This is a genomic window from Streptomyces sp. NPDC024632 (genome assembly GCF_055559175.1).
In genome coordinates this window covers 114,652-134,568 of record NZ_JBVHLD010000022.1, presented here as the reverse complement: position 1 = coordinate 134,568, position 19,917 = coordinate 114,652, and the positions used below count along the sequence as shown (strand labels likewise).

Here is a 19,917-nt window from a genome sequence, read left to right as displayed (position 1 = left end):
GTGAGAGCACTGATGGTCGACCACACACGCGGTACGGCGCTCCGGGTGGGCGAGGCCGAACCACCTCGGCCCGGCCCTTCCCAGGTCCTGGTGAAGGTAGACGCGTTCTCGCTCAACTACGGGGAGATCGTGACCGCGCGCGACCTGCCCGACGGTGCCATTCCGGGGTGGGAAGCGGCCGGACATGTCGTCGAAGCCGCACGCGACGGCTCCGGGCCCCCGGTGGGTACGCCTGTCATCACACTCGACGAGGCGAACGGCTGGGCCGAGTACAGGGTCGCGGACACCGCGATGATCGGTGTGGTTCCCCGGGACGCGGATCTCGGCGGAGTGAGCACCATCCCGGTCGCCGCCAACAGCGCTCTGCGCGCGCTACGGCGCATCGGCCCCATCCTCGGCCGAACCGTCATGGTCACGGGCGCCACCGGGGGAGTCGGACGCTACGCGGTGCAACTCGCGCGCATGGGCGGGGCCACGGTCGTCGCCGTCACCGGCTCGGCCGCGCCGTACGCCGACGAGCTGCGCTCTCTCGGTGCCGCCGAGGTGGTCTCTCGCCCCAGTGAGTACGCCGGATCCGTGTACGGAGTCGTCGAGTGTGTCGGTGGCGCGCTCCTCGTGGAGGCGTTCGACCTCCTGGAGCGGGACGGGGTGCTCGTCGCCCTGGGGCACGTCGCTCCCGAGCCGGAGTCGTTCCCGCCGGGTGCCCTCATCGCCGGCCCGGCGCGTCACAACCGCAGCATCGTCACCTTCCACCAGCTCGACGGCGCTCCGCTGCCTCCTGACCTCAGCTGGTTGAGCGAGCGGGTCGCCATGGGGGACCTGACTCCGTCAGTGGCGTGGCGCGGCTCCTGGCACCGCGTCGACGAAGCGATCGACCGGCTCCTCACGCGCACGCTCCACGGCAAGGCGGTGGTCGAAGTCGGCCGCACAGAGGCTGACGGAAGCATCCGGCCGACCTCTGGCGCGTGAGGCGGGCGGAGTCGTTCTCGGCGCCGCTGACGAGAACTCAGCCGAGCGGTGTCCCCACTGCGCGCCGGGGCGCCGGTCGTGTCACTGACCGCAGGGCCCCGCGTGGTCGCAGTACGGCTGGAGGCGGCTCTGACCGCAGCCGCACAACACGGCCCTGGTCTCGGCGCGCACCCCTTGCGGCGTTGTTGGCGGTGGTGGTGTGCGGCAGCATCCACGCGCTGGCGGGATAGACGAGCCCGGCCGCGCCCGGGCCTCCCGGATTGGTGAACAGCACACCCCGGCGCCTGGACGGCTGATCACTGGCCAGTCTGGAAACCGCGATCTCGATCTGGCGGCCGTCGGGCCGGCTGTAGTCCAGGGGGACGTGCAGGATTCCGCACTCCAACCGCGGCGCGGCGGCTTCTTTCGGGCACGGTTCCCACTTCAGGGGTGCCGCGGTGTCCTTGGGCGTGTCCGTCGCCGCGGAAGCGGCCGCGAGCGCGGTCGCCGCGATCGCGACGACGGTGAGGGTGAGAGCGAGTACCTTCCGGCGGGGCCGCAGCGGCCCCCGCCGGTGGGCGGCACGGCCATGCGGGCCCGCGTCAGGCGAGGAATCCTCGTCAGGGGCCGGAGGTCTGTGCCCCGCCTCCCCTCCATCCACTGCTGTCGAGGGTGTCGCACCGGAATCTAGTTGACATCTCAACCATGAGAGTGGCATGGTTTACATGTCAACTAAAGCGACGGCGGTGCGGTCGCTGCACCTGACCGGCGGGGAATCCGCGCACAGGTCGCCCGGGACGGATGTCCCGCCCGGCGGTCACGAGCCACGCATCGCCATGCCCCGACCCGACGAAAGCGTTGAGCGAGTGAGCACGATGGACGTTTCGCAAATCGAGTTCGGCATCGACAGCTTCGGGGACCGGCCCCGGGACGACCAGGGCGTCATCGTCTCGCACGCCCAGGCCATCCGCGCCGCGGTGACCGAAGCGGTCCTCGCCGACCAGGTCGGTATCGACGTCGTCGCGTTGGGCGAGCACCACCGACCCGAGTACGCGATCTCCAGTCCCGAGACGGTGCTGGCGGGCATCGCGACGGCCACGAGGCGCATCCGGCTCGCCTCGGGCGTGACCGTGCTGTCCTCGGACGACCCGGTGCGGGTGTTCCAGCGGTTCGCCACGGTCGACGCGCTCTCCAACGGCCGCGCCGAGGTGATCCTCGGGCGCGGTTCTTTCACCGAGTCGTTCCCGCTGTTCGGGTACGACCTCAAGGACTACGACGTGCTGTTCGAGGAGAAGATCGACCTTTTCCATCGACTCCTGGACGAGAAGCCCGTCACCTGGGACGGCACCACGCGTGCCGCCCTGCGCGATGCCGACGTGTACCCGAAGACGGAGTCGGGACGTCTCAACACCTGGGTAGGGGTGGGCGGGACACCGCAGTCCGTGCTCCGCACCGCGCGATACGGCTTCCGGCTCATGCTCGCCATCATCGGCGGCGCTCCCGACCGGTTCGCTTCCTACGTGGATCTCTACCGGCGTGCCAGCGACGAGTTCGGCACAACGGCCCAGCCGATCGGGACCCATTCGCCCGGCTTCGTCGCCTCCACCGACGAAGAGGCCAAGGAGCTCTTCTACCCCGGGTACAAGGAGATCCGCGACCGCATCGGGAGGCAGCGCGGCTGGCCGCCGCTCCGCCGGGAGGAATTCGACGCGGAGGTGGACCGCGGGTCGCTGTACGTCGGCTCGGCCGAGACGGTCGCGGCGAGGATCGCCCATGCCGTCCGGGTCCTGGACGCGGGCCGGTTCGACATGATCTACTCCGCCGCCGGCACCGTTTCGGCCTCCGCGCGCCTGCGTGCGGTCGAGCTGTACGGCACCCAGGTCATCCCTCGGGTCCGTGAACTTCTGTCCGAGCGGCCCGCGGCCTCGGCGGGAGCCACGCGATGACTGACCCTGTCACCACGGTCGGAATCCTGGGAGCCGGGAAGGTCGGCACTGTCCTGGCACGCCTGGCGGTCGCCGCCGGCTATCGAGTCCTGATCTCCGGGTCCGGCGACCCCTCCAAGGTCGCGCTCACCGCCAGGGTCCTCACGCCCGGAGCGACCGCCGTATGGCCGGCCCGGGCCGCCGATGCCGCCGACGTGGTGGTCCTGGCCCTCCCGCTCGGCAAACACCGTGACCTCCCGGTCACGGAGCTGAAGGGCAAGCTGGTCGTCGACGCGATGAACCACTGGTGGGAGGTCGACGGTCCCCGCGACGAGATCCTCCCGCCCGACACGTCGTCAAGCGAGGCCGTTCAGCGGTTCCTGACGGGCGCACGTGTCGTGAAAGCCCTCAACCACATGGGCTACCACGATCTCGAGGACGGGGCCCGTCCGGTCGGCTCCGTCGGACGCAAGGCCATCGCGATCGCCGGGGACTCGCCCGAGGATCTCGCCGTCGTCGCTGACCTGATCACCGCACTCGGATTCGACCCCCTCGCCATCGGCGGCCTTGCGGCGGGCGTCCGGCTCGAGCCGGGAACCCCCGCCTTCGGAGCCAACGTCGAGATCGACCGGCTCCGCGCGCTCACCGCCGCCCCCGAGTCCGGCACGGCTGCTTGAGCACTCGTCGCAGAAGAACAGCGGCGCCTCGACCGGGCCCGAAAACCGCGGTCACCTCGTCGCCTTCCGCGCGGAAGGACAGTCGGACAAACCGTCGTGCGGCGGTGCCCGACGCCGATTGCGCATGGAGGACGAATGCGGCCGATCATTCCCGACTATCGGGCAGAGGCACTGCGCCCTCTCAATCCCATGATCAACGTTGGTGCGATCACCGTGCACGCACTCGCCGGCGCGGTGAACCTGCTTCCGGCGGAGCGCGTGGCCTCACCGAGGACCCCGAGGCCGTCGTGGACGGTTGCATCCGGCAGTGTTCCGTGCGCGTCACCACGCGGGGTCGGCATTCCGGCGAAGAGCGGGGTGGCAGGGGGCCTGATCGGCGCGCTCCCCGGACAGATCGGCATGGCCACGTTCTCACCACGCCTGGATCGTCACGGGAAGCGTTCGCGGGGTGTCCCTGTTCGAACGATTCTCCGGGGGCATGGGACTGCGTGTGATGGATGTCCCCGCCGCCGCGCGTGCGGTGGTGCGGTCCCACCATGACGTGGGCAGCGGACCGAACGCGCTCCGGGTCCTGCGACTGCAAGGCGGCATCGGCTTCGCCGCGGCCGAGAGGGTCGTTCAGGAAGCCATGGCCGTTCCGCCTTCGGCCGTAAGGGTGGCCTTGGACCTGACGAGGGTCCATTCGATGGACGACGCGGCGCGGCGCGTGCTGCTGGAGGTCGTGCGTCGGCTGACGCTGAGTGGTCACGAGGTGTATCTCGCCGACCCGGAATCGATCATGCCCGATCCCGATCCCGGCGACGGTGGCCGCGTCACCGTCGTGGACACCGTGGACCAGGCCGTGCGTCCGCCGAGGGACGGCCCGGCACGGGAAGCGGTCGGCGGCGGAGCGGGGAATCATCCGACTCGCCGCTGATGAAACGGAGTTCTCGCACAGAAATCGAGCCATCGGGCTCAAAGACACGGGTCGGCGTTCGGTTCGTCGGCCGGAAAGGGAAAGAGACCATGGGTTACATCACCGTCGGCACGGAGAACAGCACGCCGGTCGAGCTCTACTACGAGGACCAGGGTTCCGGGCAGCCGGTCGTCCTGGTCCACGGCTACCCGCTGGACGGGCACAGTTGGGAACGTCAGACGCGCGAACTGCTGGCCCAGGGTTATCGGGTCATCACCTACGACCGCCGAGGCTTCGGCCAGTCCTCGAAGGTGAACTCCGGTTACGACTACGACACCTTCGCCGCCGATCTGAACACGGTCCTCGAGACCCTCGACCTGCGGGACGTCGTCCTTGTCGGTTTCTCGATGGGCACGGGGGAACTCGCCCGCTACGTGAGCCGGCACGGTCATGAGCGTGTCGCGAAGCTCGCCTTCCTCGCCTCACTGGAGCCGTTCCTCGTCGCTCGCGACGACAACCCCGACGGCGTGCCGCAGGAAGTGTTCGACGGCATCGCGGCGACCGCGAAGGCGGACCGGTACGCCTGGTTCAAGCAGTTCTACGCGGACTTCTACAACCTCGACGAGAACCTCGGCACCCGTATCAGCCAGGAGGCGGTGACCGGTAGCTGGAACGTCGCGGTCCTCAGCGCTCCGGTGGCCGCGTACGCCGCGGTCCCGGCATGGATCGAGGACTTCCGCGCCGATGTCGAGGCGGTCCGTGCGAGCGGCAAGCCCGCGCTGATCCTGCACGGAACGAAGGACAACATCCTCCCGATCGACGCCACTGGCCGCCGATTCCACAAGGCGCTCCCCGAGGCCGACTACGTCGAGGTCGAAGGAGCACCGCACGGCCTGCTCTGGACCCACGCCGACGAGGTCAACACCGCGCTGCGCGACTTCCTCTCGAAGTGACGGTGGCCTGACGGACGCGGCGCGGGAGCCGAGGCGCTGGAAGGCGTGGCCAGGAGCCGCGTCTCCCAGACGATGTTGCGTCAACCAGCGCCGCATGGGCCGTCGGCTTGGGTGTCGCGCAGGGAATGGATCATGCTTTGCAGGATCCGGAACGCGCCTGACTGCTCGGTGTCGGTCAGGCCGGCCAGCATTCTCACCTCGACGGAACGGACGGCCACGGTCGCCTTCTCCAGGCTCTGTCGGCCGCGCGGTGTGAGCCGCGTGGGGAGGACCTTCCCTACGGGCGCCGCCGCGGGCCTGGTCACGTAGCCGTCCCGTTCCAGGGTCTGGAGCAGCACGTTCATCGACTGCCGCGTGACGAACGCGCCGCGCGCGACCTCGGCGCCTCACAGGCGTTCTACGAGCGGTACCTCGGCCTCGTCCGCTCGCAGGCCGGACCTCCGCACGCCGTCGTCTTCGAGACGAAGCCGATCGCGTTCGCACTGCGCGACATCGTTCCCGGCACCGATCTCGCGTCCGTCGCCCAGCCCGGCATCGGTGCCGCGATCTGGCTGCACGCCACCGACGTCCAGGCCGTCCATGACGCTCTCGTCGCCGACGGTCACACCATCGTCTCCGCGCCGGTCGACGGCCCCTTCGGCCGGACGTTCACCTTCGCCGACCCCGACGGCTACCAGATCACGCTCCACGACCGCGCCTGATCGGCCGCTCATCGGCGCACGGCTCAACGGCGCACGGCTCAACGGCGGTACGCACAAGGTGATGCCGCCCAGCGTGTCCCCCCCCGGGCCGTCGGCCGTCGCCAGGCGGTACTGGTCAGACCGGCGGCAGGACGGCGAGGCGGCGCGGGCTCGGGGCCGGTTCCGGCAGCCGGAGCGGCGCGTCGCCCGGAGTGATCCGGCCCAGTACCCGCGGGGTCGAGGAGCCGGTCGCGCCGGGGACCACACCGGGAATCCCGTGCCAGGTGAGGAAGCCCAGCAGCGCCATCAGATACGCCTCCTTGTCGCCCGCGGGCAGCCCGCGCTCGTCACTGGTGACGAGGACCGCGGGGCTCAGCCGCTCGCGCAGCGCCGCCATCAGCGCCGGATTGCGCACCCCGCCCCCGGAGGCGACGACCTCGGTGAGCCCGTACCGGCGGCAGGCGTCCGCGACGGTCACGGCCGTCAGCTCCGTCAGCGTCGCCATCAGATCCTCGTCCGACACCGGCGGCAGCCCCGCGCACCGCGGCTCGACGTAGTCGGCCCTGAACAGCTCGCGGCCGGTGGACTTCGGCGCCTCCCGCCGGTAGTACGGCTCGTCCAGCAGCCGGGCCAGCAGGTCCGGGCGTACGGTCCCGGCCAGCGCGAGGCGGCCGTCGAGGTCGCTCCCGGCCCGGCCCCCGGTGACGCGGTGGGCGGCGGCGTCGAGCAGGCAGTTGGCCGGACCGGTGTCGAAGGCGACGACCGGCTCGTCCCGGCCGCCGACCACCGTCACATTGGCGATGCCGCCGAGGTTCAGCGCGGCCCGGCGGGTCGGTACGGTCCCGGCACCGGCCGACGTGTCGTCCGCGAGCCACAGCGTGTCCAGCGTGCTGGCGAGCGGCGCGCCCTGGCCGCCCGCCGCGATGTCGCGGGCCCGTACGTCCGAGACCACCGGCAGCCCGGTCGCCTCGGTGATCCACGCGGGCTGGCCGAGTTGCAGGGTGCCGAGGGCGCGGCCGTCGGTGATCCAGTGGAACACCGTCTGGCCGTGCGAGGCCACGAGGTCGGCCCGGCCGCCCGAGAACCGTTCGATCGCCCTGACGACCGCCGCCGCGGACGCCTGCCCCACCAGCGTGTCCACCTCGCACACCTCGGCGAGTCCGACAGCGGACGGCGGCAGCAGCCCGAGCAGCCGCTCCCGCGTCTCGGGCGGCCACGGGTACTCCTCGGCCCCGAGCGGCCGCAGCGTCAGCACCTCCCCGTCGAACCCGAACTCACCGACGGCGACATCCAGGCCGTCCATCGAGGTGCCCGACATGAGACCGACGACGATCACGTGACTTCTCCAGGAGTGCGGGGTCTGCGGTCGCCCCAGTATGAGCGGACGTGTCCTCCCCGCTCACCCGGGGCTCCGCGCCGTCACGCGGCCGAGGCGGCGTGGACGAGCGGACGGCGAGCGGGGAGCACGGCGCCTCGGGTCTGCTCGGCACAGGCCGCCGGGTCGCCGCGCTCGACGGCGAGGTCACCGTGTCCAGTCCGGTCGGCGGACCGACCGTCATCCAGGCGGAGTTGCCGTGCGTGTGGTGATCGCCGAGGACAACGCGCTGGTGCGCCAAGGGCTCGTCCTGCTGCTCACCTCCTCGGGGCACGAGGCGGTCGACGTCGTCGGCACCGGCCCCGAAGCGCTACCCGCGCTGCTCGAACACCGCCCGGCCACCGCCGTGCTCGACGTCCGGATGCCGCCCGGCTTCCGGGACGAGGGCCTGCGCGCGGCGCTCGAACGCGAAGTCCTCGCACTGATGGCGGAGGGCCACGACAACACCACCCTGCGGTCGTAGTGAGGCGGCCCTGTGCGGGAACTAGCCGGTGAGGGCCTGGGTGATCTGGCGGGTGGTCTGTGCGGCGACTCGCGGATCGTCGGCGGCGTAGGACACGTAGGCGTTCAGGCCGGTGGCCAGTGCCCAGCCGCGACCGCGTGTCCAGGTGGCGTCGTCCACGCCGAGCGTGGCGCGGAAGGCGGCCCGGCTCCCGGCCGACATCAAGGTGAAGGCGACCATCAGATCGCAGGCCGGGTCACCGAGGGCGAGGCCGCCGAAGTCGATGACCGCGCTGAGGCGGCCGTCGACGGTCAGCAGATTGCCGGTGTGGAAGTCGCCGTGCACCCAGACCGGCGGCCGGCCCCACGCGGGGGTGCGCAGCGCCGCGTCCCACAGGCCGGTCATCGCCGCCGTGTCGAAGGCGTCGCCGACCCTCGCGACGGCGGCCCGGGTCGCGCGGTCCCGCGCGGCCAACGGGCTTGCCGCAAGGCCCGTTGGCCCTTCCGCGACCCAGTCCGGCGGTGCGAGCCGCTGAAGGGCCAGCAGGAACTCCGCCAACTCGACCGCCGCGCCCACCGATTCGCCGAGCCGCTCGACGGTGGCCACCTCGCCGTCCAGCCACCGGGTGACCGCCCACGGCCACGGATAGCCGAGGTCGGGCCGTCCGACAGCTACGGGTACGGGGACGGTCAGCGGCAGGTGCGCGGCGAGCCGGGGCAGCCACCGCGCCTCCTTCTCGGCCTGGCCGATGGCGCCGCGGTGGCGGGGGAGGCGGACCGACAACTCCCGGCCCAGCCGGTGGATCACATGATCGGAACCGGCCGCGCCGAGCGGTTCCAGGGGAAGTGCGGCCCACCGCGGGAACTGTCTGTCGACCAGCCGTCGTACCAGCGCGGTGTCGATCGCGGGGCGGAAGTCCGCGGTGTCCGGGGTGTGCTGCGTGGTCAGGACGGCTCCTTGAGGCGATGCGATCGATGTGGCTGGCGATCTCGGACGACCGCGACTGTTCCAGCGGGCGAGGCGCGGTCTGTCGAGGGGATTTCCGCGCGGGCCCGGTGACGACCCGCCCGGCCCCGCCGAAGCGGCGGTTCACCTCAGGGCGCGAGCCGTGCGACGGCTCCCACCTCCAGGGCCGCCCAGACAGCGCCGTCCGGACCCACGGTGATGCCGTGCGGCTCCGATGAAGCGGTCGGCAGGTCGTACGCGGTGATCTCGCCGCTCGCCGCGCGGTGACCGATGCGGTTGGCTCCCCATTCGGTGAACCAGCAGTCCCCGACGCCGGCCGCTACGACGGCGTGCGGTTTGGCCGTACGGTCGGGGAGCGGGAACTCCTCGATCCGCCCGTCCGTCGTGATCCTGCCGATCTGCCCCGCCGCGATCTCGACGAACCACAAGGCGGCGCCGTCACTGGCGATGCCGACCGGCGCGGCACCCGGAGTCGGCAGGGGGTACAGGTCGACCGCGCCCTCGACGGTGACGCGGCCGATCGCGTTCGCCTGGTTGAGCGTGAACCACAGCGCCCCGTCCGGGCCTTCGGTGATCGCCGAGGGACAGCCGCCCTGTACGGGAAGGGCGTACTCGGTGATCTCTCCCTCGACGGTGATCCGGCCGATCCGGTCGGTGTTCATCTGCGTGAACCACAGCGCGCCGTCGGGGCCGGTGGCGATGCCGAAGGGGCCGCTGTCGGGCGTCGGCAGCCGGTAGGAGCGCAGCGCGCCGTCGGTGCCGACGCGGCCGATCGCGCTCGCCAGATGGAGGGTGAACCACAGCGCGCGGTCCGGGCCCGCAGTGATGACCGTGGGGCGACTCTCGGGCGAGTCCAGCGGGAATTCGCTGAATTCGCCGTCGAGGGTGAGACGCGCCACGCTGCCGCTCTGCGCGAGGGTGAGCCACAGGGCGCCGTCAGGTCCTGCCGCGATGCCGTAGGGGCCGGCCTCCTTGCCCGCCACGGGGATCTCCGTGACGGCCGGGCCTTCAGAACGCTGCACGGCGAATCCTCCTGCGGAAGCGAATGCGGGTAGCGCATACGGATGGCGGATACGGTTGGCGGATACGGAGGGGACGCCGATACGGTCACGGCTCGACCGACGTCCGTGGCCGGTGCGGTCCCCGTCCCGATCACCCCCGCACCCTGCTGACACGAGGCCACCGGGCGCAACTGATTTCCCGTACGGGCCCGGCGCGGGAACGGCCGGGCCGCGCGCTCAGCGGCCGATGACCACCGCGTGCCGCCGCGCCCACGCGGTGATCGCGTCCGCGATGGCCAGCGGCTGGTCCTCCGGGGCGTGGTGCCCGGCGGGACCGCAGTGCCGGGTCTCCAGGGCCGCGATGTTCGCCGCGCACCAGTCCGCCGTCTCCGGGCCGATCAGCAAGGTGGGCGAGGAGTCGAAGGTGAGCAGCAGTTTGGGGACCTGATCGCTGCTCGCGAGCCACTTGTCGTACTGCTCGACGCGCTCGGTGACATCGGCCGGCTCGCCGTCCAGCGGCAGTGAGCGGGCCCACGCGAGGATCGGGCGGCGGCTCTCGGGCGTCGGGTACGGCGCCCGGTAGGCCCGCAGGTCGTCCTCGCCCACCGGGTGCAGCACCCCGCCGGTGAAGGCCGACTCCAGGAAGACGTTCCGGTCGAGCACCAGGGCTTCGCCCTGCGGCCCGCGCATGGTCTCGGCGCGCGAGCGCGGTCCCTCGCCCAGTTCGCTCCAGGACATCGGCCGCACGATGGTCTCGAAGAAGGCCACACCCAGGACCCGGTCGGGGTGGCGGGCCGCCCAGTCGAAGGCGAGGGCCCCGCCCCAGTCGTGGCCGACGAGCACCACCTTGTCCAGGTCCAGCCGGTCGAACCACGCGTCCACGTAGCGCGCGTGGTCGGCGAACCGGTACGGCACGTCGGGCTTGCCCGAGCGGCCCATGCCGATCAGGTCGGGCGCGAGCAGGCGGGCGGGCAGGTCGATCGCGGGCAGCACCTTGCGCCACAGGTGGGACGAGCCGGGATTGCCGTGCAGGAGGACGACGGGAGTGCCGCTGCCCGTCTCCTCGTGGAACATCGTCGAATCGAGCACCTTCGTCACGGGCATGACGCTTCTCCGCATCGCTAGTCACACTAACGGTTATCTCGTGTCGAAGATAATCCGTTAGTGGCACTAACGCAAAGGGTATGATCGCGGCATGAGCAACGGCGCACGTGATACGGCACCCCCGACCGCACCGCAGGCCACCGTCGCGGCCACTCCGGCGCGGCTGCGGAATCTGCGGACCCGGCTCCTGTCGCTCGCCGCGATCCGCTCGGACCGCCTGGTGAACGAGGAGTTGACGCGGGAGGGCGCCCGCAAATGGCACTACGCGGTGCTCGCCACCCTGGAGGAGTTCGGGCCCGCCAGCCAGGCCGAGCTGAGCGGCCGTACGGGCATCTACCGCAGCGACATGGTCGCGGTCGTCAACGAACTGGCCGAGAGCGGGCTGCTCGAACGCTCGCCCAACCCCGCCGACCGTCGGCAGAACATCATCGCGCTCACCGGGCCGGGCCGCCGCCGGCTCCTGAAGCTCGACGGACTGCTGACCGAGGTGGAGGACCAGGTGCTCGCCCCGCTGTCCGAACCGGAGCGCGCCGAGCTGGCCCGGCTCCTCACCGCCGTCGTGGACCACCACGGGCAGCACATGTGAAACCAGCCCGTGACCGCGCCCTCTAGCAGCCCCTGGCTACGGCTTCCAGTCCGCGGCCAGGAGCCCGAGCAGGACCTCGTCCAGGAACTCGCCCATCACCCACGCCGACGAGCGCAGCACGCCCTCGCGGACGAAGCCGTTCCGCTCGGCGGAGCGCAGCATCGCGTCATTGTCCGCCAGTGTCTCGATCTGCAACCGGTGCAGGCCGCGCACGACGAAGCCGTACTGGCACAGGGCCGCGACCACGTCCGTTCCGTAGCCCTTCCCGCGAGCGGACGGCAACAGGCCCAATCCGATGTGCGCCGACCGGTTGTGGGTGTCGATACCCCAGAGCGTCGCGGTGCCGACCAGGGCGCCGCCGTCCAACTCCACGACGGAGAAGGCGACATGCCCCTCCTCCTTGTCGTCCACGAACAGCCGCGGATCCTTCGACTCGGGCGAGACCGGCCGCCACGGGCCGCCCTCCGCTCGCGCGGCGTTGACCACGTCGTTGTAGAGCTCGGTCCGCAGGACCGGGATGTCATCCGCGTGCCGAGCCCTCAGCCCGACCTTGTTCCCCTTGAGCATGCACGTTTCCTATCCGAGCCCGTCGGCCGACGGCAAACCGAATACCGGCGTCATCGACCGAAGGCGACGCGTCGCGCGCGAGGCCGACTCCGGTCGTCCGGTTGTCCGGGGGGTACGCGAGCGAGCCGCGGCCTGGCCCGAGAGGCGGTTCACCGCACCGATAAGCTGCCTGATCATGATGCGTGGGTGGTTCCTGTCGATGCTGCTGGTCCTCTGCGGCGTGGCCGCCGCGACGGGGCTGATCCTCGGCGGGAGCCCCGGCCGGGCCGCGACCTTCCTGCTGGCCTTCGTGCTGCTCGCGGGGCTGAACTCGCCTCTGGTCTTCCCCCGGTCGATCGGCGCGTCCGAGGCGCAGCGCCTCAGCGCCGCCGACGGCCGGCCGATCGTCTACTGGCGGCCGGGCTGCAAATTCTGCCTGCGCCTGCGCTTCCGACTCGGCCGCAGGGCCCGCCGGTTGCACTGGGTCAACATCTGGCGTGACCCGGCCGCGGCGGAGGCGGTGAGGGCGGTCAACGAGGGCAATGAGACCGTCCCGACCGTCGTCGTCGCGGGCCGGCCGTACACCAACCCCGATCCCGCGTGGGTGCGCGAACAGCTCTCCCCGTCCGCTACGGCGTGAGGGCGCGGCGGTACGTCAGGCCGGGGCGGCCGGAGAACTGGTGCTCGCCGACGACGGTGAAGCCCGTACGGGCCAGTACGGCTCGGGAGGCCGCGTTGTCGAGGGTGGTTCCGGCGCGCAGGACGGTCAGCCCGTAGTCGGTGGCGGCCGTGCGGCACAGTTCCCGTACCGCCCAGGTGGCCAGGCCCCGGCCCGCGGCGCGTTCGGCGATCCGGTAGCCGAGGTCGGCGCCGCCGTCGGCGACGTCGACGAGATTGATCCGGCCGAGGACGTCGCCCTCGGTGCCGGTCACGACGTGGAAGTAGCAGGCGCCGGTCTCCTGCTCGGCCAGCCGGTCACGGAGGTGGTCGTCGAAGCGGGCGAAGAAGTCGTCGCCCCGATCGGGGATCGTCGCGGCGAAGTAGGCCCGGTTCTCCCGCTCGAAGGCGAGCAGCGCGGGGGAGTGGTCCGGGTGGAGCAGTTCGATCTGGGGCATGGCCAGGAATATAGGCAGTTGGGCCGCCGCGCGGCCTGTGGTTTTCCGCCGGCCGAGGCGCGCGGGGTCATCGGGGTCGGTCACGGCTCACGCCGCGGGCCTCGCAGACAGGTCGCCAGGAGGCGGCGGCAGGTGGCGTCCCAGCCCGGCTCGGACGGCCGGAGCATGTGCGCTCCGGCTGGGCAGGACGAGTTCTTCACCCTCTTCGGTGGGCCGGTCGCGACGCGGACGCAGCCGCCGCAGCCGCTCGACGCGGCGGCCGAGGCCGCGTTCGTCGCCACGGCGCGGGAGTTGGCGCCGCGCTTCGCACCGAACTGCTGTCGCCGCCCGGGTGACGAGCTCGGACTTCAGGCGCGGTGAAGCCGACCGGCGTCAGGCCGGGCGGTGGCGGCCCCTGATGTGGAAGTGCTCACCCTGCGGGCCGAGGATGCTGAGAAGTTCCACCGGGCGGGCGGTGCCGACAGGGGTGGCCATTCGGAATGTACGGGAGCAGCTTCTCGACGCCGCCGAGCGCATCCTGCTCCGGGACGACCTGCGCGCCCGCCTGCGCCGGTCCATGCCGACGGCGGTCTCCCTGCTGCATCAGGTCACGGAGATGATCGCCGCCTGCCTCCGTGCCGAGCGCGACCTCGGCCGCCTCGCGCCGGACGCGGACGTCGACTCCCTCGCCCCGACCCTGATCGGCGCCGGCCATCTGCTGTTCGCCGACCGCGACGGACCGCCGCCGACACCCGCCGCGATCCGCAAGGTCGTCGCGGCCGTCCTCCCCGGCGCCTGAGGGGACGGCTCACCGCGGGCTCCGGCCGGTCGCGGTGCGGGCCCGCTCGCCTCGCGGGCGCGGTTCAGGCCGCGGCCACCATGTGCTGCCGCGCCCACTCCTCGAAGCCGGTGAGCGGGATGCCGAGGTCCCGCGCGTACTGCGGGCGGCCCGGCTGGTCGACCGCGTTGAGCCATTCATGCGAGGCGCCCATGGCCGGCATTCCGGCGGCGAGCGCCTCCTGCTCTGTCATGTCCGGCGCGGGCAGGTGCGTGCCCAGGGCCCGCGAGAGGACGTCGGCGATCTGAGTCATCGACAGATAGTCGCCCGCCAGCTCCAGTTCGACCCGGTCGAACCGCTCCGGATCGGCGAAGGCCGCCGCAGCGGTGCGGCCGATGTCGTCCACCGCGATCAGCGACAGATGGGTGTCCGGCCTGAGGACGCTCACCAGGCCGCCCTCGATGCCGCGCGGGAACAGGAACGCCATGGACGGAAGGAAGTTCTCCATGAAGAAGCCGGGCTTGAGCAGCGTCCAGTGGAGGAAACCCGCCGCGCGGACCGCGTCCTGGATCGCGCTCTTGGCGCCCAGGACGGGTTCCATGTAAGGCCAGCGGCCCTCGGCCCAGCCGGGCGCCTCGGTGTGCTGACCGGCGCCGGTCACGGAGGTGTGCACGAACTGCGGCACTCCTGCGGCCTTCGCGCCCTCGACGAGGTTGACGCCTTGCGTCACCTCTCCCTCGAAGTCGAAGCTCTCCGCCGTCATCTCGGGCATCTGTACGGAGAAGACGGCGCGGACTCCCTCGGCGGCCCGGACCACGGAGTCGCGGTCGCGCAGGTCGCCGGTGACCAGTTCGGCGCCGAGCGCCTCGACGGCCTTGGCCCGGTCGGCGGCAGGGTCGCGGACCAGGGCGCGGACGGGGACGCCGGACGCGAGCAGGGCGCGGGCGGTGGCGCCGCCCTGCCGGCCGGTGGCACCGGTGACCAGGACCGGTGCGGGGCGTGCGGACATGATGCTCCTCGGGTGCTCGTGCGGGGGAGACGCTAAACGGCGGGGCCCGCCGTTTCTCTTCCAGGTACGATATGGCGGACCCCGCCACTTGGCAACCATGGAGGTAGGCCATGCCGGATGGCCAGCGCGCCGACGCCCGGCGCAACTACACGCGCATCCTCGCCGTGGCCCAGCAGGAGGTCGCCGCCCACGGGGCCGACGCCTCGCTGGAACAGATCGCCCGCACGGCGGGGGTCGGCTCCGCGACCGTGCGGCGGCACTTCCCCACCCGCCAAGCGCTGCTGGAGGCGGTCTCCCGGGAGCGGATCGAGGCCCTGCGCGTCCGCGCGCACGAGCTGACCGGCGAAGGCGAGAGCCGCGGCGCGCTGCTGGAGTGGCTCGGCGACGTCCTCACCTACTGCGTCTCCGCGCGCGGCCTGGCCACCGCGCTGTCCTACAACGCCGCCGGAGTCGACCCGGTGCACAACAACAGTTGCTCGGCCACGCTCGAAGAAGCGGCGGGCCCGCTGCTCCGCCGCGCCGCGCGGGACGGCGTGGTGGCCAAGGACGTCACCGCCCTCGACCTGATCACCCTGCTGGTCGGCATCGCCCTGGCCACGGAGCACGCCCCCGACCCGGCCGCCCGCGCCCGCCAACTCTTCGACCTGTCGGTGGCTGGCCTGAGCCCCCAGCGCTGAGCAACGGCGCCTGTCGCCGTCGGCCGCGCGGGCCCTAGTCGGGAGACGGCCCGTCGGCGAGCCGGTTGTTGCGGTCGATCTCCGGCATGTGGGTCTCGGCCCAGTCGCGCAGGGCGGCGAGGGGGTGTTCGAGGGACAGGCCGAGGTCGGTGAGGCGGTAGTGGACGGCGGGCGGCACCGTCGGTTCCACGCGGCGCGTGACCAGGCCGTCGCGGACCAGGCTCTGCAAGGTGGCGGACAGCATCTTCTGCGAGATGCCGGGGATGCGGCGCCGCAGTTCGGCGAAGCGGACCTCGCCCGGAGCCTGCTCGGCCAGCGTCTTGACCGCCATCGACGTCCACTTGGTGCCGATGCGGTCGAGCAGTTGGCGGGTCGGGCAGCGCGGATCCAGCAGGTCACCGCGGTCGCCGGGCCGCGGCCCGTACGTGCCCGGTGCGTCGGGCCCGGACGTGGTCACCTGGGGCTCACCACCTGAGGGGAAAGTGCCGTCTTGGGCGGACCAGCTTAGTTCCCTAGCGTGATCTTGTCACCATTGGTTACCACTCCTGGAGTCCCGTCATGCCCGAACTGCGCCGCGTGCCCGTCAACGGTGTCGAACTGAACGTCGCCCTCGCCGGATCGGGTCCCGCCGTCCTGCTGCTGCACGGCTTCCCGCACACCTGGGAGGTGTGGACGGACGTCATGGCCGATCTGTCCGGCCGCTACCGCGTCATCGCGCCCGACCTGCGCGGCTTCGGCGCGAGTGGTCCTGCCCCGTCCGGTTACGACGCGGGCACCCTGGCCGAGGACGCCGCGGCGCTCCTCGCCGCGCTCGGCGTGTCGTCCGCCGCGGTGGTGGGCATCGACGCGGGCGCCCCCGCGGCCTTCCTCCTCGCCCTGCGCCACCCCGGCCTCGTCCGCCGCCTGGTCGTCATGGAATCCCTGCTGGGCGCGCTGCCCGGCGCCGAGGACTTCCTCGCCGCCGGACCGCCGTGGTGGTTCGGCTTCCACCGCGCGGCGCCCGGCCTCGCCGAGACCGTGCTGGAGGGTCACGAAGCCGAGTACGTCGACTGGTTCCTGCGCTCCGGCACGCTCGGTGAGGGAGTGCGCCCCGCACTTCGGGACGCGTTCGTGCGCGCGTACACCGGCCGCGAGGCGTTGAGCCGCGCGTTCTCGTACTACCGCGCCCTGCCCGAGAGCGCGGCGCGGATCGGTGAGGCGGTCGCCGCCCACCGCCTGACGGTGCCGACGATGGCCCTGGGCGCCCAGCCGGTCGGCGACGTGCTCGCACACCAACTGCGCCCGCTGGCCGACGATCTCACCGCACACCTCATCGAGGACTGCGGCCACATCATCCCGCTGCACCGGCCGCGCGCCCTGCTCGCGCTCCTGCGCCCGTTCCTGGCCCGCGACGACGCGGGCAGGGCGTGACCGGGGCGGGCGTGAGCGGGGGCAGGGATGACCGCGGACGAGGCGTGACCTGGGCGGCGCACCACGGACCCCACGTCTCCCGCACGCCCCACTCGAATCGTTCACTGTGTGAATCCGGTGCATGTGCTTGACGGCTCGCCATGGCCACTTGACACTGCCTTACGGATTCGGGATTACCGCCATCCGCAGATTGAGAGCGTTTTCAAGAGACTGAATCAAAGGGCCAAGGCGGGACCTTGGCTCTGAATGTGCAGTGCCGAGCGCGATCCACCCCCACATCTCCGCGCTGACCCTGGTGTTCACTTCGCGAACCCAGGCGAAAGGACCCCCACACATGCGCAGATCCATCCTCCCGGCCCGTACCGAGGGCACGCCGCGTCGGCAGCGACGCGTGGTCGCCCTGCTCGGGGCCCTCGTCCTCGTTCTGGCCGGGATCATCGGCCTCACCCAGACCGTCGGCACCGCCTCGGCGGACGCGTCCGACTACACGCAGAGCGTCGCCCAACTGAACTCCACGCAGGCCCAGATCACGTTCAAGCCCACCACGGCCGCCGCCTACGTCGATGTCCACTACCTGGTCAACGGCGCGAATCAGCAGAACGTCCGGATGACCAACAACGCGGGCGTCTGGACCCAGACCGTCAGCTCGCTGACCACCGGCACCGTGCTCGATTACTGGTTCACGTACGAGAAGAGCGGCCCGCAGTACGACACGCCGCACTTCTCGTACACCCAGGGCAGCGGGAGTACGACCGGAGGCGGCACCGGCGGCACCGGAACGACCGTCGCCACGCCGACGTTCAGCCCGGCGGGCGGCACCTTCAGCTCGGCGCAGAGCGTGACGATATCCGACGCCACTTCGGGCGCGAGCATCCGCTACACGCTGGACGGCTCCACGCCGACCGCCTCCTCCACGCTCTACAGCGCGCCGCTGAACATCTCGGCGAGCACCACGGTCAAGGCGATCGGCATCAAGTCCGGGTCCACCAACTCGGCCGTGGCCACCGCCAGTTACACCATCGGCTCGACCTCGGCGAGCTGCCCGACACAGTCGGACACTCCCAACTTCGGGTCGAACGTCCACATTTACGACCCGTCGATGTCCAGCGCCACCATCCAGGCGCAGCTCGACGCGCAGTTCGCGCAGCAGAAGGACACCCAGACCGCGCAGTTCAGCAACAACCGGGTCGCGCAGCTCTTCAAGCCGGGCACGTACAACGTGTCCGACAACGTCGGCTTCTACACCTCGGTGGCCGGTCTCGGCCAGAACCCCGACGACGTCACGATCAACGGTGACGTCACCGTGGACGCCTTCAACGCCTCCGACGCGGGCAACGCGACCCAGAACTTCTGGCGGTCCGCGGAGAATCTGGCGATCAACCCCTCCAGCGGCACCGACCGGTGGGCCGTCGCGCAGGCCGCGCCCTTCCGCCGGATCGACGTGCACGGCGGGCTCGCGCTCTACCCGGCCAGCTACGGCTACGCCAGCGGCGGCTACATCGCCGACACCAAGGTCAGCGGCCAGGCCGCGTCCGTCTCGCAGCAGCAGTGGTACACCCGCGACAGCAACCTCGGGAGCTGGGCGGGCGGCGTGTGGAACATGGTCTTCTCCGGTGTCAACGGCGCCCCGGCCAACACCTTCCCGAACCCGCCGGAGACCACGCTGGCCACCACCCCGGTCTCCCGTGACGTGCCGTACCTGTACGTCGACAGCGCGGGCAAGTACCGGGTCTTCCTGCCGTCGCTGCGCACCAACGCGTCCGGACCGAGCTGGGCCAACGGCAGCACCCCCGGCACCTCGCTGCCGATGAGCCAGTTCTACGTGGTCAAGGCCGGGGACACGGCCGCGACCATCAACACCGCCCTGTCCCAGGGCTGCAACCTCTTCGTCACCCCCGGCGTCTACCACCTCAACCAGACGCTCAACGTGACCAAGGCCAACACCACCATCCTCGGCATCGGCTACCCGACGTTCGTGCCCGACAACGGCGTCAACGCCATGCAGGTCGCCGACGTGGACGGCGTACGCCTCAAGGGTCTGCTCTTCGACGCGGGCACCACCAACTCCGCCGCGCTGCTGACCGTCGGCCCCTCCGGCTCCACCGCGAGCCACGCCGCCAACCCGACCACCATCCAGGACGTCTTCTTCCGGATCGGCGGCCAGGTCGCGGGCAAGGCCACCACCAGCCTCATCGTGAACAGCGCCAACACGATCATCGACCACATCTGGGCCTGGCGCGCCGACCACGGCAGCGGCGTCGGCTGGACGTCCAACACCGCCGACACCGGTCTGATCGTCAACGGCGCCAATGTGCTCGCGACCGGACTGTTCGTCGAGCACTACCAGAAGTACGAGGTCGTCTGGAACGGCCAGGGCGGCAAGACGATCTTCTTCCAGAACGAGATGCCGTACGACCCGCCGAACCAGGCCGCCTGGGTCAACCCCAACGGGCAGAACGGATACGCCGCCTACAAGGTCGGCGCGAACGTCACCACCCATGAGGCGTGGGGGCTCGGCAGCTACTGCTACTTCAACGTCAACCCGGCGGTGAACAGCTACCACGCGTTCGAGGTGCCCAACACCTCCGGCGTGAAATTCCACAGCGCGCTGACCGTCTCGCTCGGCGGCGTGGGCACCATCACCCACGTCATCAACGACACCGGAGCGGTCACCGCGTCCAACACCACCCCCAGCAATGTCGTGTCCTATCCGTGACCCGCTGATCCCCTCACCGTGAACCCACGGTGACGGGGGGGGGGGGGGGGGGGGGGGGGGGGGGGGGGGGGGGGGGGGGGGAGAGGAGGGGGGGGGGGGGGGGGGGGGTGCCATGACCGCGCAGGTGATTGCTGT

At 71.4% G+C, this 19,917-nt stretch carries 22 protein-coding genes and 4 pseudogenes; 17 read left to right on the top strand and 9 right to left on the bottom strand.

All coding sequences use genetic code 11. The features are described 5' to 3' along the window. The 6 genes from ACZ37P_RS34125 (at nucleotide 1) to ACZ37P_RS34100 (ending at nucleotide 5,398) form a co-directional block, all read left to right on the top strand. Nucleotides 1–969 carry a zinc-binding dehydrogenase gene (locus tag ACZ37P_RS34125; protein WP_467350275.1) on the top strand — a complete coding sequence of 323 codons (969 nt, stop codon included), beginning with the start codon at nucleotides 1–3 and terminating at the stop codon, nucleotides 967–969. A gap of 854 nt (nucleotides 970–1,823) precedes the next feature. After that, complete coding sequence (locus ACZ37P_RS34120; protein WP_391164271.1) at nucleotides 1,824–2,894, top strand: LLM class flavin-dependent oxidoreductase; 1,071 nt, start codon at nucleotides 1,824–1,826, stop codon at nucleotides 2,892–2,894. Next, a complete protein-coding gene (locus ACZ37P_RS34115) occupies nucleotides 2,891–3,550 on the top strand; it encodes an NADPH-dependent F420 reductase (RefSeq protein WP_467350273.1) in 660 nt (219 codons plus the stop codon). The genes ACZ37P_RS34120 and ACZ37P_RS34115 overlap by 4 nt, the downstream gene beginning before the upstream one ends. 135 nt (nucleotides 3,551–3,685) lie before the next feature. Then, nucleotides 3,686–4,090: a glutaminase gene (locus ACZ37P_RS34110; RefSeq protein ID WP_467350271.1), complete on the top strand. Its 405-nt coding sequence runs from the start codon at nucleotides 3,686–3,688 to the stop codon at nucleotides 4,088–4,090. Then, nucleotides 3,999–4,466 carry an STAS domain-containing protein gene (locus ACZ37P_RS34105; protein ID WP_467350269.1) on the top strand — a complete coding sequence of 156 codons (468 nt, stop codon included), beginning with the start codon at nucleotides 3,999–4,001 and terminating at the stop codon, nucleotides 4,464–4,466. The genes ACZ37P_RS34110 and ACZ37P_RS34105 overlap by 92 nt, the downstream gene beginning before the upstream one ends. Nucleotides 4,467–4,555: 89 nt before the next feature. Then, complete coding sequence (locus tag ACZ37P_RS34100; RefSeq protein WP_467350267.1) at nucleotides 4,556–5,398, top strand: alpha/beta fold hydrolase; 843 nt, start codon at nucleotides 4,556–4,558, stop codon at nucleotides 5,396–5,398. 80 nt (nucleotides 5,399–5,478) lie between these two features. Here ACZ37P_RS34100 and ACZ37P_RS34095 read toward each other — a convergent pair. Beyond that, nucleotides 5,479–5,781 (bottom strand): annotated as a pseudogene (locus ACZ37P_RS34095) (MarR family winged helix-turn-helix transcriptional regulator); the annotation flags it as partial. On the opposite strand from ACZ37P_RS34095, the gene ACZ37P_RS34090 reads away from it, so the two are divergent. Next, the gene (locus tag ACZ37P_RS34090) at nucleotides 5,746–6,099 is read left to right on the top strand and encodes a VOC family protein (protein ID WP_467350301.1); all 354 of its coding nucleotides are present in this window, start codon (nucleotides 5,746–5,748) and stop codon (nucleotides 6,097–6,099) included. The pseudogene ACZ37P_RS34095 and the gene ACZ37P_RS34090 overlap by 36 nt on opposite strands. Nucleotides 6,100–6,214: 115 nt before the next feature. On the opposite strand, the gene ACZ37P_RS34085 is transcribed toward ACZ37P_RS34090, so the two are convergent. Continuing rightward, on the bottom strand, nucleotides 6,215–7,414 hold the full coding sequence (locus ACZ37P_RS34085) for an anhydro-N-acetylmuramic acid kinase (RefSeq protein ID WP_355347564.1): 1,200 nt from the start codon (nucleotides 7,412–7,414) through the stop codon (nucleotides 6,215–6,217). An 89-nt stretch (nucleotides 7,415–7,503) separates the two neighbouring features. Between ACZ37P_RS34085 and ACZ37P_RS34080 the strand changes: the two are divergent. Beyond that, a pseudogene (locus tag ACZ37P_RS34080) lies at nucleotides 7,504–7,665 on the top strand (sensor histidine kinase); the annotation flags it as partial. Continuing rightward, nucleotides 7,653–7,859: pseudogene (locus ACZ37P_RS34075) on the top strand (response regulator transcription factor); the annotation flags it as partial. The pseudogenes ACZ37P_RS34080 and ACZ37P_RS34075, both read left to right, overlap by 13 nt. 78 nt (nucleotides 7,860–7,937) lie before the next feature. Here ACZ37P_RS34075 and ACZ37P_RS34070 read toward each other — a convergent pair. The 3 genes from ACZ37P_RS34070 to ACZ37P_RS34060 all read right to left on the bottom strand — a co-directional run bounded on the left by ACZ37P_RS34070 (nucleotide 7,938) and on the right by ACZ37P_RS34060 (nucleotide 10,966). Then, nucleotides 7,938–8,843 carry an aminoglycoside phosphotransferase family protein gene (locus ACZ37P_RS34070; RefSeq protein WP_467350299.1) on the bottom strand — a complete coding sequence of 302 codons (906 nt, stop codon included), beginning with the start codon at nucleotides 8,841–8,843 and terminating at the stop codon, nucleotides 7,938–7,940. 146 nt (nucleotides 8,844–8,989) lie between these two features. Then, complete coding sequence (locus tag ACZ37P_RS34065) at nucleotides 8,990–9,883, bottom strand: Vgb family protein (RefSeq protein ID WP_467350266.1); 894 nt, start codon at nucleotides 9,881–9,883, stop codon at nucleotides 8,990–8,992. A 216-nt stretch (nucleotides 9,884–10,099) separates the two neighbouring features. After that, a complete protein-coding gene (locus ACZ37P_RS34060; RefSeq protein WP_467350265.1) occupies nucleotides 10,100–10,966 on the bottom strand; it encodes a haloalkane dehalogenase in 867 nt (288 codons plus the stop codon). A gap of 91 nt (nucleotides 10,967–11,057) precedes the next feature. Between ACZ37P_RS34060 and ACZ37P_RS34055 the strand changes: the two genes are divergently transcribed. After that, entirely contained in the window at nucleotides 11,058–11,552 is a 495-nt protein-coding gene (locus ACZ37P_RS34055; protein ID WP_401314568.1) for a MarR family winged helix-turn-helix transcriptional regulator, read from the top strand. A gap of 36 nt (nucleotides 11,553–11,588) precedes the next feature. Here the strand turns inward: ACZ37P_RS34055 and ACZ37P_RS34050 are convergent, their stop codons facing one another. Next, nucleotides 11,589–12,119 carry a GNAT family N-acetyltransferase gene (locus ACZ37P_RS34050; RefSeq protein WP_391052441.1) on the bottom strand — a complete coding sequence of 177 codons (531 nt, stop codon included), beginning with the start codon at nucleotides 12,117–12,119 and terminating at the stop codon, nucleotides 11,589–11,591. 175 nt (nucleotides 12,120–12,294) lie between these two features. Between ACZ37P_RS34050 and ACZ37P_RS34045 the strand changes: the two genes are divergently transcribed. Next, entirely contained in the window at nucleotides 12,295–12,738 is a 444-nt protein-coding gene (locus tag ACZ37P_RS34045; protein ID WP_391164261.1) for a glutaredoxin domain-containing protein, read from the top strand. Here the strand turns inward: ACZ37P_RS34045 and ACZ37P_RS34040 are convergent. After that, nucleotides 12,728–13,213 carry a GNAT family N-acetyltransferase gene (locus ACZ37P_RS34040; RefSeq protein WP_391164260.1) on the bottom strand — a complete coding sequence of 162 codons (486 nt, stop codon included), beginning with the start codon at nucleotides 13,211–13,213 and terminating at the stop codon, nucleotides 12,728–12,730. The genes ACZ37P_RS34045 and ACZ37P_RS34040 overlap by 11 nt on opposite strands. A 132-nt stretch (nucleotides 13,214–13,345) precedes the next feature. On the opposite strand from ACZ37P_RS34040, the gene ACZ37P_RS34035 reads away from it, so the two are divergent. Together ACZ37P_RS34035 and ACZ37P_RS34030 are read left to right on the top strand one after the other, a co-directional pair. Then, nucleotides 13,346–13,573, top strand: a complete 228-nt coding sequence (locus ACZ37P_RS34035) for a hypothetical protein (RefSeq protein ID WP_467350261.1) — start codon at nucleotides 13,346–13,348, stop codon at nucleotides 13,571–13,573. 106 nt (nucleotides 13,574–13,679) lie between these two features. Beyond that, nucleotides 13,680–13,991: a hypothetical protein gene (locus ACZ37P_RS34030; RefSeq protein ID WP_467350259.1), complete on the top strand. Its 312-nt coding sequence runs from the start codon at nucleotides 13,680–13,682 to the stop codon at nucleotides 13,989–13,991. Nucleotides 13,992–14,055: 64 nt separating this feature from the next. Here ACZ37P_RS34030 and ACZ37P_RS34025 read toward each other — a convergent pair whose 3' ends face one another. Further along, nucleotides 14,056–14,979 (bottom strand): NmrA/HSCARG family protein, encoded by a 924-nt coding sequence (locus tag ACZ37P_RS34025; RefSeq protein WP_467350257.1) that lies wholly within the window; start codon nucleotides 14,977–14,979, stop codon nucleotides 14,056–14,058. A 110-nt stretch (nucleotides 14,980–15,089) separates the two neighbouring features. Here ACZ37P_RS34025 and ACZ37P_RS34020 point away from each other — a divergent pair, with 110 nt between their 5' ends. Continuing rightward, on the top strand, nucleotides 15,090–15,656 hold the full coding sequence (locus ACZ37P_RS34020) for a TetR/AcrR family transcriptional regulator (protein ID WP_467350256.1): 567 nt from the start codon (nucleotides 15,090–15,092) through the stop codon (nucleotides 15,654–15,656). A 34-nt stretch (nucleotides 15,657–15,690) separates the two neighbouring features. On the opposite strand, the gene ACZ37P_RS34015 is transcribed toward ACZ37P_RS34020, so the two are convergent. Then, nucleotides 15,691–16,113 carry a winged helix-turn-helix transcriptional regulator gene (locus tag ACZ37P_RS34015; RefSeq protein ID WP_402712651.1) on the bottom strand — a complete coding sequence of 141 codons (423 nt, stop codon included), beginning with the start codon at nucleotides 16,111–16,113 and terminating at the stop codon, nucleotides 15,691–15,693. 101 nt (nucleotides 16,114–16,214) lie between these two features. On the opposite strand from ACZ37P_RS34015, the gene ACZ37P_RS34010 reads away from it, so the two are divergent. The 3 genes and pseudogenes from ACZ37P_RS34010 to ACZ37P_RS34000 all read left to right on the top strand — a co-directional run bounded on the left by ACZ37P_RS34010 (nucleotide 16,215) and on the right by ACZ37P_RS34000 (nucleotide 19,782). Beyond that, nucleotides 16,215–17,066, top strand: coding sequence for an alpha/beta fold hydrolase (locus ACZ37P_RS34010; RefSeq protein WP_467350254.1), 852 nt, complete (start codon nucleotides 16,215–16,217; stop codon nucleotides 17,064–17,066). A 334-nt stretch (nucleotides 17,067–17,400) separates the two neighbouring features. Beyond that, nucleotides 17,401–17,769: pseudogene (locus ACZ37P_RS34005) on the top strand (hypothetical protein); the annotation flags it as partial. 135 nt (nucleotides 17,770–17,904) lie between these two features. Next, complete coding sequence (locus tag ACZ37P_RS34000; protein WP_391164289.1) at nucleotides 17,905–19,782, top strand: FN3 associated domain-containing protein; 1,878 nt, start codon at nucleotides 17,905–17,907, stop codon at nucleotides 19,780–19,782. Nucleotides 19,783–19,917 lie beyond the last annotated feature (135 nt).

Coding starts and splice junctions, on each gene's coding strand:
- ACZ37P_RS34020 (WP_467350256.1), top strand. CDS start 15,090: ATGCCGGATGGCCAGCGCGCCGACGCCCGGCGCAACTACACGCGCATC.
- ACZ37P_RS34010 (WP_467350254.1), top strand. CDS start 16,215: ATGCCCGAACTGCGCCGCGTGCCCGTCAACGGTGTCGAACTGAACGTC.
- ACZ37P_RS34050 (WP_391052441.1), bottom strand. CDS start 12,119: ATGCTCAAGGGGAACAAGGTCGGGCTGAGGGCTCGGCACGCGGATGAC.
- ACZ37P_RS34025 (WP_467350257.1), bottom strand. CDS start 14,979: ATGTCCGCACGCCCCGCACCGGTCCTGGTCACCGGTGCCACCGGCCGG.
- ACZ37P_RS34100 (WP_467350267.1), top strand. CDS start 4,556: ATGGGTTACATCACCGTCGGCACGGAGAACAGCACGCCGGTCGAGCTC.
- ACZ37P_RS34055 (WP_401314568.1), top strand. CDS start 11,058: ATGAGCAACGGCGCACGTGATACGGCACCCCCGACCGCACCGCAGGCC.
- ACZ37P_RS34060 (WP_467350265.1), bottom strand. CDS start 10,966: ATGCCCGTGACGAAGGTGCTCGATTCGACGATGTTCCACGAGGAGACG.
- ACZ37P_RS34110 (WP_467350271.1), top strand. CDS start 3,686: ATGCGGCCGATCATTCCCGACTATCGGGCAGAGGCACTGCGCCCTCTC.
- ACZ37P_RS34040 (WP_391164260.1), bottom strand. CDS start 13,213: ATGCCCCAGATCGAACTGCTCCACCCGGACCACTCCCCCGCGCTGCTC.
- ACZ37P_RS34045 (WP_391164261.1), top strand. CDS start 12,295: ATGATGCGTGGGTGGTTCCTGTCGATGCTGCTGGTCCTCTGCGGCGTG.
- ACZ37P_RS34120 (WP_391164271.1), top strand. CDS start 1,824: ATGGACGTTTCGCAAATCGAGTTCGGCATCGACAGCTTCGGGGACCGG.
- ACZ37P_RS34115 (WP_467350273.1), top strand. CDS start 2,891: ATGACTGACCCTGTCACCACGGTCGGAATCCTGGGAGCCGGGAAGGTC.